The organism is Acinetobacter calcoaceticus ANC 3811 (assembly GCF_000399665.1).
GTDB classification, from domain to species: Bacteria; Pseudomonadota; Gammaproteobacteria; order Pseudomonadales; family Moraxellaceae; genus Acinetobacter; species Acinetobacter calcoaceticus_B.
Map to the genome: position 1 here is coordinate 1,003,118 of NZ_KB976986.1, position 15,748 is coordinate 1,018,865.

14 protein-coding genes are annotated in these 15,748 nt (G+C 37.1%); 9 read left to right on the top strand and 5 right to left on the bottom strand.

Annotation, left to right across the window (positions count from 1 at the left end; all coding sequences use genetic code 11):
- Positions 1-2: 2 nt before the first annotated feature.
- Together F935_RS05990 and F935_RS19200 are read right to left on the bottom strand one after the other, a co-directional pair.
- Positions 3-1,145 (bottom strand): AAA family ATPase, encoded by a 1,143-nt coding sequence (locus F935_RS05990; protein WP_016138088.1) that lies wholly within the window; start codon positions 1,143-1,145, stop codon positions 3-5.
- 30 nt (positions 1,146-1,175) lie between these two features.
- Positions 1,176-1,343 carry an Arc family DNA-binding protein gene (locus tag F935_RS19200; protein WP_228253334.1) on the bottom strand — a complete coding sequence of 56 codons (168 nt, stop codon included), beginning with the start codon at positions 1,341-1,343 and terminating at the stop codon, positions 1,176-1,178.
- 485 nt (positions 1,344-1,828) lie between these two features.
- Between F935_RS19200 and F935_RS19160 the strand changes: the two genes are divergently transcribed.
- The 9 genes from F935_RS19160 (at position 1,829) to F935_RS06035 (ending at position 13,165) form a co-directional block, all read left to right on the top strand.
- Positions 1,829-1,951 carry a hypothetical protein gene (locus F935_RS19160; RefSeq protein WP_322783479.1) on the top strand — a complete coding sequence of 41 codons (123 nt, stop codon included), beginning with the start codon at positions 1,829-1,831 and terminating at the stop codon, positions 1,949-1,951.
- Between the two features lie 573 nt (positions 1,952-2,524).
- Complete coding sequence (locus F935_RS06000) at positions 2,525-3,244, top strand: helix-turn-helix transcriptional regulator (RefSeq protein ID WP_016138089.1); 720 nt, start codon at positions 2,525-2,527, stop codon at positions 3,242-3,244.
- A 91-nt stretch (positions 3,245-3,335) separates the two neighbouring features.
- A complete protein-coding gene (iaaH, locus tag F935_RS06005; protein WP_016138090.1) occupies positions 3,336-4,796 on the top strand; it encodes an indoleacetamide hydrolase in 1,461 nt (486 codons plus the stop codon).
- 695 nt (positions 4,797-5,491) lie between these two features.
- A complete protein-coding gene (locus tag F935_RS06010; protein WP_016138091.1) occupies positions 5,492-6,553 on the top strand; it encodes an HlyD family secretion protein in 1,062 nt (353 codons plus the stop codon).
- A 25-nt stretch (positions 6,554-6,578) separates the two neighbouring features.
- Positions 6,579-8,126, top strand: a complete 1,548-nt coding sequence (locus F935_RS06015; protein ID WP_016138092.1) for a DHA2 family efflux MFS transporter permease subunit — start codon at positions 6,579-6,581, stop codon at positions 8,124-8,126.
- A gap of 188 nt (positions 8,127-8,314) precedes the next feature.
- Positions 8,315-9,103: a hypothetical protein gene (locus tag F935_RS06020; RefSeq protein WP_171068128.1), complete on the top strand. Its 789-nt coding sequence runs from the start codon at positions 8,315-8,317 to the stop codon at positions 9,101-9,103.
- Positions 9,100-10,686, top strand: coding sequence for a GH3 family acyl-acid amido synthetase (locus tag F935_RS06025; RefSeq protein ID WP_016138094.1), 1,587 nt, complete (start codon positions 9,100-9,102; stop codon positions 10,684-10,686). Before F935_RS06020 ends, F935_RS06025 begins: the two co-directional genes overlap by 4 nt.
- Positions 10,683-12,011 carry a TolC family protein gene (locus F935_RS06030; RefSeq protein WP_016138095.1) on the top strand — a complete coding sequence of 443 codons (1,329 nt, stop codon included), beginning with the start codon at positions 10,683-10,685 and terminating at the stop codon, positions 12,009-12,011. The genes F935_RS06025 and F935_RS06030 overlap by 4 nt, the downstream gene beginning before the upstream one ends.
- Positions 12,008-13,165, top strand: coding sequence for a hypothetical protein (locus F935_RS06035; protein ID WP_016138096.1), 1,158 nt, complete (start codon positions 12,008-12,010; stop codon positions 13,163-13,165). The genes F935_RS06030 and F935_RS06035 overlap by 4 nt, the downstream gene beginning before the upstream one ends.
- Before the next feature lie 169 nt (positions 13,166-13,334).
- On the opposite strand, the gene F935_RS06040 is transcribed toward F935_RS06035, so the two are convergent.
- The 3 genes from F935_RS06040 to F935_RS19210 form a co-directional block, all read right to left on the bottom strand.
- Complete coding sequence (locus tag F935_RS06040; RefSeq protein ID WP_016138097.1) at positions 13,335-13,775, bottom strand: HD domain-containing protein; 441 nt, start codon at positions 13,773-13,775, stop codon at positions 13,335-13,337.
- A 478-nt stretch (positions 13,776-14,253) separates the two neighbouring features.
- Entirely contained in the window at positions 14,254-15,123 is an 870-nt protein-coding gene (locus F935_RS19205; RefSeq protein ID WP_416201909.1) for an IS3 family transposase, read from the bottom strand.
- Between the two features lie 5 nt (positions 15,124-15,128).
- Positions 15,129-15,638 (bottom strand): helix-turn-helix domain-containing protein, encoded by a 510-nt coding sequence (locus tag F935_RS19210; RefSeq protein ID WP_016138099.1) that lies wholly within the window; start codon positions 15,636-15,638, stop codon positions 15,129-15,131.
- Between the last annotated feature and the right edge of the window lie 110 nt (positions 15,639-15,748).

Below are 15,748 nucleotides of genomic sequence, written 5' to 3' on the forward strand. Positions count from 1 at the left end.
ATTTAAACAATATATTTATTCAAGTTAACAAATTTAATTTTGGTTTCTTTGGAAATTAAAGAAGGTGAATGACTAGCAATGATAAAAGTACTATTAGGTGATACTTTTTTTAAACTTGACAAAAGAATTTGTTGCCATTCTATATGTAAAAAGGCATCAGGTTCATCAAATAAAAAAATACAGTTATCATTTCTAAAATTATATGCAAGTAGGAGTTGCAATAATAAAAACTTTTCACCTTTTGAGAAATCATACCATTTAATAATTTTTTCATTTTTTTCATAATAAAATGAATCTAAACGATTAAATTTAAGTTCTCTTTTAGTTAAGTTAAAGAAATTATTGAGTTCATTCATAAAGAATGAATGATTATCTATATTGTTTTCTGAAAGATTTTTGTTAAATTCATCATTAAATTTTTGTATAGAATCTTTTCTAATTAAATTTTTCAAATTTGAGTAAATATCTTCATTTAAAATTGAATTTACATTTTTACTTTTATAAATATCTATTTGTCTAAATAAAGTTTTATCAATATTATTTTTTTGAGAAAAAACATCTAGACGTTCTAGGGCACTATCATCTTTTAAGTCATTTTTGAAAGATAAGCTTATTTGCTCATCATAGAGTAAAATACTATTTATTATATTTTTTTCATCGGTATTTTTAGAAGAATTAACAAAACCGATTGTCATTAGTGTCTGACACTCATCTGTTTCTGTTCTTTTTTCATTGTTCTTTAGATACTTAAAATCTTTAAATTTAATACCAAGATTTTCAGATTTTACTTTATCTTGAACATTCTGGTAAGTATCAAAAAATTTAACTAAATTTTCACCGCTAATATCATCCATATGCTTTTGGAAAAAATCATGTGTATCCATACCTTCTTTGTTTGGAGGAAAACAAATATTAATTATTTTATTGCCATCTTCAAACTCAATTTCTATCCCCCATTTTTTTCTTACGATAGGAAAATTATAGTTTGAAAACTCACAAATAGTTTTATGTATTGCTTGTAATATACTTGTTTTACATGTTCCATTATAACCAGTTAAAAAGGTTATAGCTTCTTGATTGATATTTAGATCTAAGAGATATTTCTCTTTAACCAGATTATATATATCAATTTTTACAATCTTCATATCAATAGATATCCATTTAATACTTTTAAATTATCGCATTTTAATTTCAAGAATAGAACAACGCTTAGCTAGTTCTTTCATCAATTGTTCAGTTGGGACACTATCTAAATCCCCTAAATTTTTTTCAAAACTTTGTTCAAGACGTCGAACCACTTCAGCATTTATAGATCGGCTATTTTCTATAGCAATTAATTCAATTTTTTTTTTAGATCAGTTGGAACTCTAAGATTGATTTGTGGATCTGTTCTAGCCATAAGTTATTTACTTAAAGAGAGTTTTAGTTAAGTATATCATAAATGTATTACCGTGCTTGGCTCAATAGTATCACAGTTGTATATTTGTATCACTGTGATATGTTTTTACTTTGTAACTTTCTCAAAAACATAAGTAGTTAAATGCTTGCATGCCGCATCACTTATACAGAAGAAGATAGATAGTCTTTAATAGTGTAACCGAATTGTATTATTGAAAGTTGGTTAAAATATCAAGCTAAAATCAATAAGTAGCAAAAAAATGAAGCCTCTGAATCTTGGTGGACTAGAGGCTTTTATCCAACACGGTTAGGGGATCAGACATGACAAGTCTAATTTTCTAGATAGGTTTTAGACATTTTAGATCGGAAAGTACAACCAAAGCATAAAACTCTTAAATCTGGATGTGTATCACTCAACAATGCTATTCACTTGCTAGTGGCTAAAGCTAAAAATTTGAACTTGTCTGATGCCTACAAACTAGTCAACCAACGTTTCGGTGTACAAGGTATAGATGAGATTCCTTTTGACCAAATTCTTGGAGATGTTGAATAAGTTCATCACCTAATTGCCCTAATGAGCAATAAAAATGGGAACACTTAAGGCTATGGTGATTAGCTAGCTTGGTTGCGCGGCCGATGGAGAAATCTGAATCCGCTATGAAAGGAAGCAATCCGCACATGGCTGTAGCAATGCATGACTATTTTAATGATGTAGGTTTTATTGCCTAGTCATTCATTGAAAAAGATAAGAGAGCCGAGCTACATAAACGTATTGATAACCATCCTTGGCATTTATCACCAATAGGTCGTTTATCATTTATAAAATAGAAATTAATGTTTAGTAGAGATGGAGGGAGTTGAACCTGCGTCTTTAAATGCTCTCTAAGGAGGGCTTTTTTATATAATGAGCATATGAAAAGCTAGAAAAATAATCTTTCTATGCTTTTGTAATTCTTATCAAACATCAGTACAAACAAGACTTCAATAGATGTAATGTCTAGATAGTTATTTACATGAAAATTACAACATCCAATTACTACTAAAGAACAAAATGGATATGTTATAGAAAAGGAAGCGCTTAACCGATCCTCTCAAAATTCGATGGATTTCGTTATATAGGTAAACGATGACCGCACTTTTAGAAAAGGATTTTAGTCCATCTGAGTTTACATTGTTCTCCGAAATATTATGGAAACTTGGCTCAGGAAAAGGGCAATATAATTTACGTGAAAATATCATTGGCGATATTGCCATCTTATTACGGGCTGATTTTGCCGCATCTTATATTTGGGATTCAACGCATAATTTATCGACAAAAGGCCTGATATGGAAAATCGACCCCAAAGCGATGGAGGACTATGAGTGTGTTTGGCAATTTGATGATCCAATTACTGCACAACTTCGCAAACGTCAAAAACCAACCTTTGTAAATGAGGTTATGCCTCTCGCAGACCTGAAAAAAACACCGTATTACAATGAGTTTTTGCGAGCCTATGGTTTATATCACGGCATAAATATTTATTTTGTCCGAAATGGTATAGATATTGGTGATTTACGTATTTGGCGTGCAAAAGACGCTGACATGTTTAATGAACGTGAAAAAAGAATATTAAATCTGCTTGAACCTTATTTTACTCAAGCCTTACCACTAGATTTATCAACACAATATGGTCTGACTCCACGTGAACAAGAAGTGGTTCATTTGGTCTCTAAAGGTTTAAGTGACAAACATGTGGCAAATTTACTTGGCATTAGCTTTACCACATTAAGAACTCATCTCAATAACTCTATGAGAAAAATAGACTGTAATAATCGCACTGAAATGGCTTTACTCATTCAACATTAAAACAAAGCAATCCTCAATTTTGAGGATACGAATGAATGAGCAATTTGTACTAAGTTCTTAAGATCACAACTTAAATGGATTTTAAGTCATCATGTCAAATGCAGTTGAAAAAAATAATTGGATTGAATCACTCGATTTAGCAAATGCTTCAGTAGATGTCATCACTCAATTGATTCAAGAGAGAAAAGTATCTTGTGAAGAACTTGTTCATCATTACTTCGCCTCTATTGAAAAACAGCAGTCTTTAAATGCATTTATTAGCACAGATAAAGCTTCAGCAATTCAACAAGCTCAATATTGGGATAAATATCTGCTTAGTGGAAAACCATGTCCAGCTTTGATGGGCATTTTAATTGCGGTTAAAGATAATATTCATGTAGAAGGTTTTCCTAATAGTGCAGGCACACCAGCTTTAGCCAACTTTAAGCCTCAAAGCTCCGCACTGATTATTCAAAAGCTCATTGATCACGGTGCGGTCATTGTGGGTAAAACCAATATGCACGAATTGGCCTTTGGGGTAACGGGTTATAATACTGCCATGCATATTGAAGGTGTTGTGGGTACACGAAATGCGGTAAACCCATTGCATATTGCTGGCGGGTCTTCTTCAGGTAGTGCTGTGGCTGTTGCCGCGGGAATGGTTCCGATTGCGATTGGTACAGATACTGGTGCTTCGGTTAGATTACCGAGTGCTTTAAATGGTTGTGTCGGCTTTCGTCCAACGGTAGGAAGATATTCACAAGACAGTATTACCCCAATTTCACATACGCGGGATACTGCTGGCCCTATAGCACATACAGTATCTGACATTATCTTAATTGATCAGCTGATTACTCAAGAGCCAAGAAAAAAACTATTACAACCTCATCAAATTAGGCTCGGTATCAATCCATATTTTTGGAATCATTTAGATGAAGACGTTCATCAACAAGCTCATATTGCACTTGGTCTTTTAAAAGATGTGGGAGTCGAAATTATTAATGTCGATATGCCGAATTTAGAACAACTCAATCACGCTATTTCATTTCCCGTGGTTGTCTATGAAGGCAAATATGATCTTATTCAATATTTAAAACATCACTGTATAGACCTGACCTTAGAGTCGGTGATCGATCAGATCTCAAGCCCAGATGTACAGGCACTTTTTAAACAGAATATTCTTCCCCAATTAATTCAAGATCAGACTGGTCAATTTGTTCCTGTTTTACCTTTGTATGAAAAAGCCATCAGTGAAGCTCGTCCACAATTGCTGGAACTCTATCAAAACACTTTTAGAGCGCATAACTTACATGCTTTATTGTTCCCAACATCAGCCATCGTTGCACCACTAGTAAACGAGCAAGTCAGTTCAATTGAAAATTTCCAGGCACTGATTCGAAATACAGACCCCGGCAGTAATATCGGATTACCTGGACTGAGTTTACCCATTGGAAAGGGGGCGAAATCGCAACTACCAATTGGGTTGGAGATTGATGGTTTACCTCATCAGGATAGTGAAATACTTGCGGTTGGAGTGACTTTAGAAGAAATTTTTAGGGTTTTAAATAAGTAAAAAAATAAACTTATAATTCTCTATTTTCTAAATAAAAAAGAGTTAAAAGTAACTCTTTTTTATGATTAATTTTATTTGTTAATAATGCTTAGTTTCTTGAAAGGATGTTGGCTTGAGCTTAGAATTTCTCTGCTATTCCACTTAATATAGTTAATCGTAAATTTATTAAAGTACGTCTTTAATAAGTTTTGTTTAACTATTTTGATAAATAAGAATATTTATATTTTATGTTTCTATAAATATTATAAAACTTATCTATAACTCTTTTTAAAATTACACATTACCTTAATTAATTCTACATAAGTACTACAAATTGGAGGCTGATTTTTAATATTGGTACAATGAATTTTTCTGTCAATTAATCACTTTAATAAGAAAAATAACCACATTAAGTTATTGATTAAAATTAATAAAATAAATTTTTAGATAATGGATTATAAATAGAAATTTCAAAAAATATAAAATTACATAATTTTTAAACATATTTTTTATAGCATGCAATCTATTGGCGTAAATAGAAAAAATATATGTCAAAACGGTCAATGATATTTAATCGATTTAAGAATCATAATTTGCACCAAATTTTACGCTGTCACGATTCATTGAATAAACCAAGTGAAAAGTTACGTAAAAAAGACGCTAATAGTTTATTGGTGTAAATAAAAAATCGAATATTACAAATAAACGGAATGAATATGGATAACGTAGCTCAGCTAGAAACTGATACTAATTTCCAAAGTCGAAAAAAGATAACTCGGGGTGTTTTTAGTGTCCTGCTGTTATTTTTAGTCGCGGGCATTATATATTATTTTTTTGTATACCGATTTTATCAATCTACTGATAACGCTTATGTGCAAGCTGATGTTACTTGGGTGATGCCAAAGATTTCAGGCGAAGTGATGGAGTTATTAATTAACGATAATCAGTTTGTAAAGAAAGGGGAAACTTTAGCGGTCTTAGACCATCGTGATTACCAAGCTCGTTATGATCAGGCTAGCTCTGTTGTGAGCTTAAAAGAAGCAGCGCTAGGCGTACAACAACAAAATGAAAAGTCTGCCAAGTCTTCCATTACTGAAGCAAATAGTGGCGTTGTTGCGGCACAAGCAGACTTATCTCGTTTAAGAAAAGATTTTGAACGTTATCAAGATTTATTAAAAGATGGGGTAATTACCCGTCAAAACTTTGAAGGGGTTCAGTCTCAGTATTTAACTGCTCAGGCACAGCTTAGCAAGGCACAAGCCGCCGTAAATGCCGCAGAAGCTCAGTTGGGTAGTTTACAGGCCAGTAGAGCGCAGCTTCTGGCAGATATTCAAAGTGCCAATGCAAACTTAAATCTTTATCAAATTGATTTGGCTTCATCAAAAGTGGTGAGCCCAGTCGTAGGGAAAATAGGAAGCCTTGCAATCCAGAAAGGTTCGCGTGTTTCTCCGCAAACCCGCTTAATGGCGATCATTCCTGAAAATAGTTTGTATGTACAAGCGAACTTCAAAGAAACCCAAATTGAAAAAATGCATATTGGTCAGAAAGTTAAATTAAAACTTGATGCTTATCCAAGCCTGACTTACAGCGGAACAATTGAAAGCTTTTCTCCAGCTTCAGGTGCAACTTTCTCACTTATGCCACCAGACAATGCCACAGGCAACTTTAACAAGGTTGTTCAACGTATTCCTGTACGTATTGCCATAGATTCAAGCCCGCATATTGATCTTATAAAACCCGGAATGTCGGTTAGCGCTACGGTTGACCTAAGAACTTAATAATAAAATTTTTAGGTAATAAGAAATGAATAAGCATATTGACGCTGAGTGGAAGTTTCCCGCAAAGACGGCTTGGGCAATTTTTGCTGCCATGATTTTTGGCAACTTTATGGCGATTCTTGATATTCAGATTGTGGCGAGTTCTCTAAACGAAGTTCAAGCCGGCATGAGTGCAAGCCGCTATGAAGTGACTTGGGTGCAAACTGTTTATTTGATTGCCGAAATTATTGCAATTCCAATGTCGAGTATTGTCTCGCGAGTGCTTTCAACACGGGTCTATTACACGATCTGTGCAATTGGCTTCACCATCAGTTCTTTACTTTGTGCGTTGGCATGGAACTTAGAGAGTTTACTGGTTTTCCGTGGCATTCAAGGCTTTATGGGCGGTGGGATGATTCCAACCTCTATGACGGCATTGTACTTACTTTTCCCTGAACCAAAACGCTCATTGCCTTTGGTCATGTTTGGAATGATCAGTACCTTAGGCCCAGCCATTGGCCCAACCATTGGCGGCTGGTTAACCAATAACTTCTCATGGCACTGGATGTTCCTGATTAATATCATTCCGGGCATTATCATTGCCACGGTGATCTATTCGGGTCCAAATATTGACCGTGCGAATCATTCACTCATCAAAAGCATGGACTGGTTTAGCCTCATTGGCATGGCGATGTTTTTGGGTGGGCTTGAATATTTCCTTGATGAAGGTGCACGGCACGACTGGCTTGCAGACACAGGTGTTCGGATCGCTTTCATGGTCTGTGTTGTGGGCGGCATGATCTTCTTCTCTAGAAGCTTTACCCAGCCTAAGCCATTGCTCGATTTATCAGTATTTAAGAATAAAAACTTCACCTTAAGTGCCATCACGACTTTTGTGATTGGTATGGCGCTCTATGGTTTGGGTTACATGATTCCCGTGTTTCTGGGGCAAGTCCGTGAAATGAACAGTAGCCAAATTGGTCACGTCATGATGGTGACAGGTATTGTCATGTTCTGCTTTGCGCCGTTTCTTGCGTGGCTCATTCCCAATTTTGATACCCGCAAAACTGTATTTATTGGAATGATTCTGGCTGGTTTTGGTGTGTGGCTCAATTCGCACCTCAGCATTCACAGCGATTATGACTTTATGTTCTGGCCGCAAATTTACCGTGGTATTGGTCTCATGATCTGCTTGATTGTGGTTTCGCATTTAGCCATGAGCACTTTGCCACTGAGTAAAGTTGCCGATGCCAGCGGTATTTATAACCTGATGCGCAATATTGGCGGAGCGGTTGGACTAGCGCTGATTAACTCCTCATTAGACTGGCTGACTGCGCTTCATGTTACCCAGATTAATCAGTCGATGACCCCGCAGAACTGGATCTTTACAGAAAGACTCGATCAGCTCACGGCGCAATATCAGGAAGTCGGCTCAAATGCACAGCAAATTGCGCTCAGCGTGATCTATCGTGACATTCATTTTCAAGCACTTACATCTAGTTTTAATGATTTATTACGCATGCTCGCAATCATCATGTTTGTGACCGCCTTTTTAACCATCTTTATGGATCGGGGGAAGAAAATGAATATGTAGCTATTTAGAAATAAAGGGCAGCTTTCAAAGAATGAAAAACAATAGGGCATATCAAAACGTATCCCTTCATAGAAAAAGAACATTTTTATGAGTTTTCTTATATCGGTAGATGAGATCGGAAAACTCGCAAATTAGAGGTGGAAGGTTAAAGGATTATGATTAATACAACGTATAAATTGATTTCAAAATTGAACCTGAAAAGCACGACTTATGGTCAATATTTTGAAAAAGAGCAAATCGATACAGAGCGATTAAAAGTGATGTATTCCATTTACGAACAGTATTATGAAAATACGAGATTTTCTATTTTCGTAGATGATTTTAAAAATAAAAGTGGTGCGATCTTAATTTTTGACTCGGAGACAGATGAGATTGTGGGGTTCTCAACCGTTGTTGTGCAGCACTTCTATTTAAACGGTAAAGACTACACAGTGTTATTTAGCGGTGATACGGTCATTTTGAAGAAGTTTTGGGGCACGCGTAGTCTGCAAAGTACCATGCTCAAACTCATGATCAAGCTTCGAATCAAATATCCATTTAACGAACTCTATTGGCTACTCATTTCTAAAGGCTATAAGACCTACTTATTACTCGCCAATAACTATTATGTGTACTACCCAAACATTAAAGATGAAAATCAGCATCTCTCGGAAGTGGTTGAGCACTACTGTGAGAAATTCTTTGGCGAATATTATGATAAAGATGCGGGCCTCTTAAATTTTGGAGATGACTATCAACCATTAAAAGGTGAAGTCGCACCGATTACTGCCGAAATGAGACAAAAGAACCCAAATATTCATTTTTTTGAGCAGATGAATCCAACATGGAGTGCGGGAACAGAATTACCGTGTATTGGTCGATTAGGCTGGAAAGATCTTGCGCGTTTCCCAGTAAAGCTCATCACCAAACCCACGAGTAAGGGAAAGTTTGAAGCCTGTGTAACACATAAAACCAAACGTAGAGAGGCCATCCAATGAAATCTAATGAATGGCTAACTCTTGGCTCACATCTTATTTTAAAAAAATGGTGTGATGCATCCGATCGTAATTTTCAAAAACAGTTTAATGCGTTAGAAGCGACACAACGTCAAATCCTGCATTCGATTTTACAGACCTCTACGTTTGCTAAAGATAAGAAAGTTCAAAACTATGAGCAGTTTGTAAAATCCTTTCCTGCGACACGTTATGGCGCATGGCGAGAAGACATTCAACGTTATCGCGAACAGAAACTTTCATTGTCTAGTAGTAAACTGGTTCGTTTTCAGCCGACCAGTGGGTCGAGTGAACAAATCAAGTTTATTCCATATACCAAACTGTTTTTAGATGAGCTTGACCATGCAATTGCGCCGTGGATGGCAAGTCTATACCGTAAATGCCCACAGCTTAGTTCGGGTACGCATTACTGGTCGGTGTCATGGTTACCTGAAAGTCAGCGTGAAGTTTTAAAAGATAAAAACCTAAATGATGATAGTGCGCTACTGGGTGTAGGTAAGCGAATTTTATCTAAATTTACCCAAGCCGTTCCAAGTAATGTTGCTTTTGCAGCCAATGCCGATGATGCACTCTTTGCCACGATTTGCTATTTGGTGGCAAACCGTAACTTAGCCATGATCTCGGTGTGGAGTCCAACTTTTGCGTTGCAATTGCTTGAGCGTTTGGAGTTACTACAACAAGATGTGATTGAAGTTTTACAAAGTGGTTCATGGAGCAATCGTCAGGCTTCATTAAAAGAAGTGACTGCACCGCATAGTCCTGAAAGCGCTCAAGCCTTAATTGCAAGTTCAAACGGTGAACAGATTGACTTTAAAAAGCTCTGGCCAAAGTTAAGTTTAGTGTCGAGTTGGGATACCGCAGGTTCAAAAGCTTGGGCAGAAAAATTACAAGAGAAATTACCCAGTGTTCAGTTTGAAGGAAAAGGTCTATGGGCGACGGAAGGTGTAGTCACGATTCCCTATAACGATCAATACCCGCTGGCGTATCAAAGTCACTTCTATGAATTTGAATATTTAGAGGGTGAAAAACAAGGTCAAATCATTCCGTCGTGGCAGCTTAAACAAGGTGATGTGGTTAGCCCACTCATTACATCGGGTAATGGCTTGCTTCGTTACTGTATGGATGATTGTTTACGAGTCACTGGCTTTATAGAACAAATCCCGTGTTTTGAGTTCCAAGGCCGCCGTTTTGGTGTAGATCTGGTCGGTGAGAAACTCGCACCTGAAACTGCCCAGCAATTATTGTCACAGTTAAATGAAACCGAATCTAAAGCGATTTCTTTACTGGCGATTGATACCGAGCAACACGTTAAACCATTTTATTGCGTGCTTTTTGAAGGCGAAATCCATCACAGCATTAACAATGAATATATCGACAGTATCTTGCGTCAAAACTTCCATTACGAACTTGCGCGGAACTTGGGACAGCTCGACCAACCTCAAATTCGTCAAGCCAATAATGGGTGGAATGCCTACAAAAAACTGGTCATGTTTGACGGCATTATCGAAGGCAATATCAAGCCTGAGCCACTCAAGAAAGTTACCCTAAATAGTTTGGAACAACTATGAAAGGGATGAAGCAATTTAATACTCGGTTTTTAACACTTCGACACGCCTTGTATCTTGGCGTGTTGCTTGTGTCGAATACACATGCCATGACTCTAGACGAGGCTTTGTCAGCCAGTTTAAGACATGAAAGTCAGCTTGAGGTCAGCCGTTTAAGTGTGAACCAGTCGACTGCTATGCTTGAACAGGCCAAACAGCGTGATGGGCTTAAAGTCAATTTAGTCGGGCAACTTGACTATGAAAGAATAGATACGCCTTCACAAGTCCTGTTTCCAACTGAAGGAAACCGTAAAGGTCGAAGTTTACAATTGCAGGCAGATTATCCGATTTATACCTCTGGACGACACCGTTTAGGAATAGATGTTGCCGAAAGCCAGCTCTCTGCACAAAACCAAGGACTATCTGACCAAAGATCGGAAACTATTTTAAATACTGTCATGGTCTATACCGACGTATTAAAAAAGAAAGCCATTTTAGAACTTAGACAAAAGACTATGGCTAACTTACAACGGTCTTTATATGAATCGAAGCGCCGTTTTGATGTGGGTATGATTACCCGTGCGGACTTAGCACAGGTTTTGGCACAAGTTGCCCAAGGTCAAGCCGATATTACACAGGCTCAGTCTAATTTGACCGTAAGCGAAGCACAGTTTTATCAAGTAACGGGTGTAACGCCTGACAACCTTGTCGCGATTAAACAACTGCCAGTTATTCCCGCGAGCTTGGATGAAATTTTGGCGCAAACCAAAAACCATCCAGCTTTAATGCGTAGCAAATACGAAAAACAGGCTGCCGAGAAACAATATGCTTTAACTAAACGCGAACTCTGGCCTACGGTCATGCTCACTAGCCGTGCCGGAAAGCAAGATGAAGCAAGCTATATTGGTTCTGAAAGTAATAACTATATGGTTGGGGTGCAGCTCAATGTACCGCTATACGACGATGGTTTAAATCGGGCCAATGTCAAAAAAGCACAGGCCGATATCGATTTGGCGAACCAAAAAACGCGAAGTCTTGAACTAGATTTGAATAAGCGTACACGCACGAGCTACGCGCAGCTTCAAACCATTCGACAAAATAAAGAGGCATTGGCAAATGCCATAGAGGCTGCATCGATTGCCTTTGTTTACACACGTAAAGAGTTTGATGTTGGCACTAAAACCACATTTGATTTGCTGAATACCGAGCAGAAGTTACTTGATGTACAAACCCAGAAAACAGTGAATGACCAAGACGAAGTCGTGTTTGTCTATCAGTTACTCGACCAAATGGGGCGTTTAAATAATTTGGTGCCCGTACAGACCGCACAACAGGTGAATAATGAATGAAAACAAATCCACCACTTGCTGACAATACCCTGATTACCCGAGAAGCAACTTTGGCAGACGATCAGGCTTTAAGAGATTTGATTGCCGTACCTATGACCACCAAAGGCATTCAAATTAGCTTTCAGCGTGAACCCAGTTATTTTCAAGCTTCCGACATTGTGTATCGGCATAAATTACATGTCGTGATTGAAGACACCGAGAGTCAGAAGCATGTTGCTTGTTATAGCAATGGTCATCGCCCATGTTATGTCGATCGGAACGTTCAAAACTTACGATACGCGGGTGATTTACGTGTTGATCACAACTATCGTGGCAAATCACTGGTTAAGGTTTTAGCAAAGCATGTAAAACAAACCATGCATGAACCGAACTATAGTCAAATGATTATTTTTGATGATAACCACGCCGCGCGCGCTGCCATTCAAACGGGCAAAACAGGAATGCCCGATTATTATGATGAAGGACTCATTGAAACCTTAAGTCTGACCAACACAGGCATAAAACGAAAAATCACGACTTTCTTAAAGCAAGCTAATCAGAGTGATCTTCAAGAGATTCGCACATGTGTTGCCGAAGCTCAGCATGTGGAAGCCATGAATCATTTTATTAGCGACATGGCCGAGTTTTATAACTTTATTCCTGCCTATAACTTTGAAGAACTGGCCCAAGGTCATCAGTATTTTTCAGGAATAAAACTCTCAGACTTTTCACTTTACTTTAAGGGTGAAAAACTGGTGGGCATGTTTGGCTTATGGGATCAGCATAGTATTAAGCAAACTAAAATTTTGCATTACAGCTCAGTCATTGGAATTTTTAGACCCGTTTATAACTTGTTGACTCCACTAACCAAAGGCATGCGCTTGCCTAAACTGGGTGACTCGATTAAGTACCATGTGTTACATACGCTTATGTGCCATCCACAAGATTTAGCTTTGCATCATAAAATGCTTGAAGATGCCTATAACAAGTCAAAACAGCAGGGCGTTGGTGTGGTGAGCTTTACGCTTTCACATAAAGACCCGCGCTATCAGTTAAACCAGTTTTATAAAGGTGAGCGTTTAACAGGAATGCATGGCTTTATTAGTTATGAAGGCGACCCACGACCACATTTTGATAAAAACTTGATTCCATATTTAGAAGTTGGACGTATCTAACTTCGAGATAGGTTCGCCGTAGATCATAAATGCGCAAAAAATTGCTCAATTCTTAAGTCAGTTAAATAGGGTTGAGCAAAAATCTTTTTTTTACATGATAAATCTTGATTGCGTTACAAAATCAAATTGATCGTCTTATATTTTATAATACCTAGCTAATTCGACCTTTTCATTCCAACCTATCTTGCGCTGTTGAAACAATTAACATGGTTTGAAGGTAATAATCTACACGCGGGTGATTATTGTCCTTATGTGAGTTATGCGCGTTAAAGGCTGCATCATGAAGTTTTACGACTCGAGCGATCGGATTCGAACTACAACGAATTAAATATTCTTCGCGTGTTTCAGTTTCCCGTTTAGTTAATGCATCTACTGCATCACGGACTTCTTTTCCGAATAAGCTTTCGATTTTATCTAGCGTAAGAGGCGTGTCTTCAACACTATCGTGTAGAAGGGCGGTAATAATATAGACTTGTGAAAATCGATGCTTAATTAATGAATTGACCACACCTTTAATATGGTACTCAAAGTAATCATGAGAACCATACTTTTGACCTTTATGAGATTCTTTTGACAATTTCTCTGCTAATTCAACTTCATTTTGAGTCATTTTTTGCTCTTATCACTTTAAGTATATGACACGGCCTAATGTGTGAGATTGGTCGCTTAAGTAATAAGTTTATACTGAATAGCCACTCATAAAAACACTTCTTAATAAGAGTAATCACTCATTTTTATTTATTCATTCTTCGTTGATATGAGCCAATCTAGACCTTAAGTTTTTGAAATTTTAAACTTTAACTTAATGATATAAGGGTAGATTAGAAATATTACTTAAGAATTTCCTTAATTATGTAATTAAATGAAAAATAATAACTATTTAAGTATTTTCTAGCCAATTTCACATTGACACTTCAAATATTGGAGATTACCATTTGCGGGCTGGCCTACATCGCCAGTCGGTTTTAGCAGACCGTTTTTTCGACCGCATCAGGATTATTTCTTCTGAGGAATAGTTTTGTGTGAGCATCTCCTCGTTCCCTCCCGTTGCGGTAGGATGATCTGACCCCATAAAGTTGGACAGTTAATTAAGCAGTTTTTAAAAACTGCTTTCTATATTGTACAGGGGATAAACCCTGTAACTTCACCTTGATTCTCTCATGATTATAATAATGAATGTACTCTTGTATCGTTTTCTCTAATTCATCAATTGTTTGAAATTTTTCACCATGAAAGCACTCCGATTTTAATATTCCAAAGAAGCTTTCTATTACAGCATTATCTAAACAATTTCCCTTACGAGACATACTCTGAATTAAGCCATGTTGCTTTAATTGCTGTTGGTAATGAGCCATTTGATATTGCCAACCTTGATCCGAGTGAAGTATTGGTTTCTCATGTCGCTTAAGTTTAGCCAAAGCATGAATGAGCATCTCTTTGACTAACTCATAATTGAGTTTGCGCTGGATTCTGAATGTAATAATTTCCCCATTAAATAAATCTATAATTGGGGATAGATAAAGTTTTTCCCCATTCACATTAAATTCCGTTACATCAGTTGCCCATTTCTGGTTGGGACGATTTGCTTTAAATTGCCGTTGTAAAATGTTATTAGCCACCATCCCGACACAACCACTCTTATATGAGCGATATTTTAATGCTCTAATACGCGATTTAAGCCCCATCGTTTTCATGAGGCGATATACACACTTATGGTTGATGATTATTCCTGTACTTTTCAGGGCAAGAGTAATTCTACGATAGCCATAGCATCCTTTATGCTTGTGATATATAGACTTAATCTTCTGTTTTAACTCAGTATATTTATCATTGGAGCGTAGAGCTTTGATGTGGTAGAAATAAGTACTACGGGCTATCTTGGCAATACTAAGTAATAGCTTTAATGGATAAATTTGCCTTAATTCTGAAATAACTTGAACACTGTCTGCGGTAGAAATTGAACTTAAGTACGCTGCTTCAGTTTTAAGGCTTTTAGCTTTTTTAAAAAAGCGACCTCTGCGCGTAAAGCTGTAAGTTCATCAATGAGCTCCTGTTGAGACTTTTCTTTATCATCTCTTGTTGGTTTCACTGTTTTAGTTTTATCTTGTTTAGTCATATTGGTATAAGTCCGTTTAGTATTAAACCCAGCAATCCCTTCTTTATGATACTGGGCTAGCCATCTTCTTAGAATTGACGTCCCACTCAGATTTAACCGCCTTCTGACTTCTCTTACAGGTACCTTATCAAGAAGCATTTGTATCGCATTGATTTTAAATTCTGGAGAATAATAAGTTTTTTTAATTTTAACATTAAGTCCATCAGCACCATGTGCCTTATAGTTTTCAATCCATAACCGGATGGTTTGGAGATCTACATTAAACTCTTTGGAAAGGATTTTATAGCCTTTACTCCCATCTAAATAGGCCTGAATTACTTTTAGTTTTAACTCTTTTGAATGCTTTGGAACTGGCATTGGATATACACCTTATAAGTTTAAAAAGTCTAACTTATGGGGTACAGTTCAGGACGGGAGAGGGACACCCTCGGGTGTGCTGGAGTCGAAACCAGTCTGCTAACCCTCTT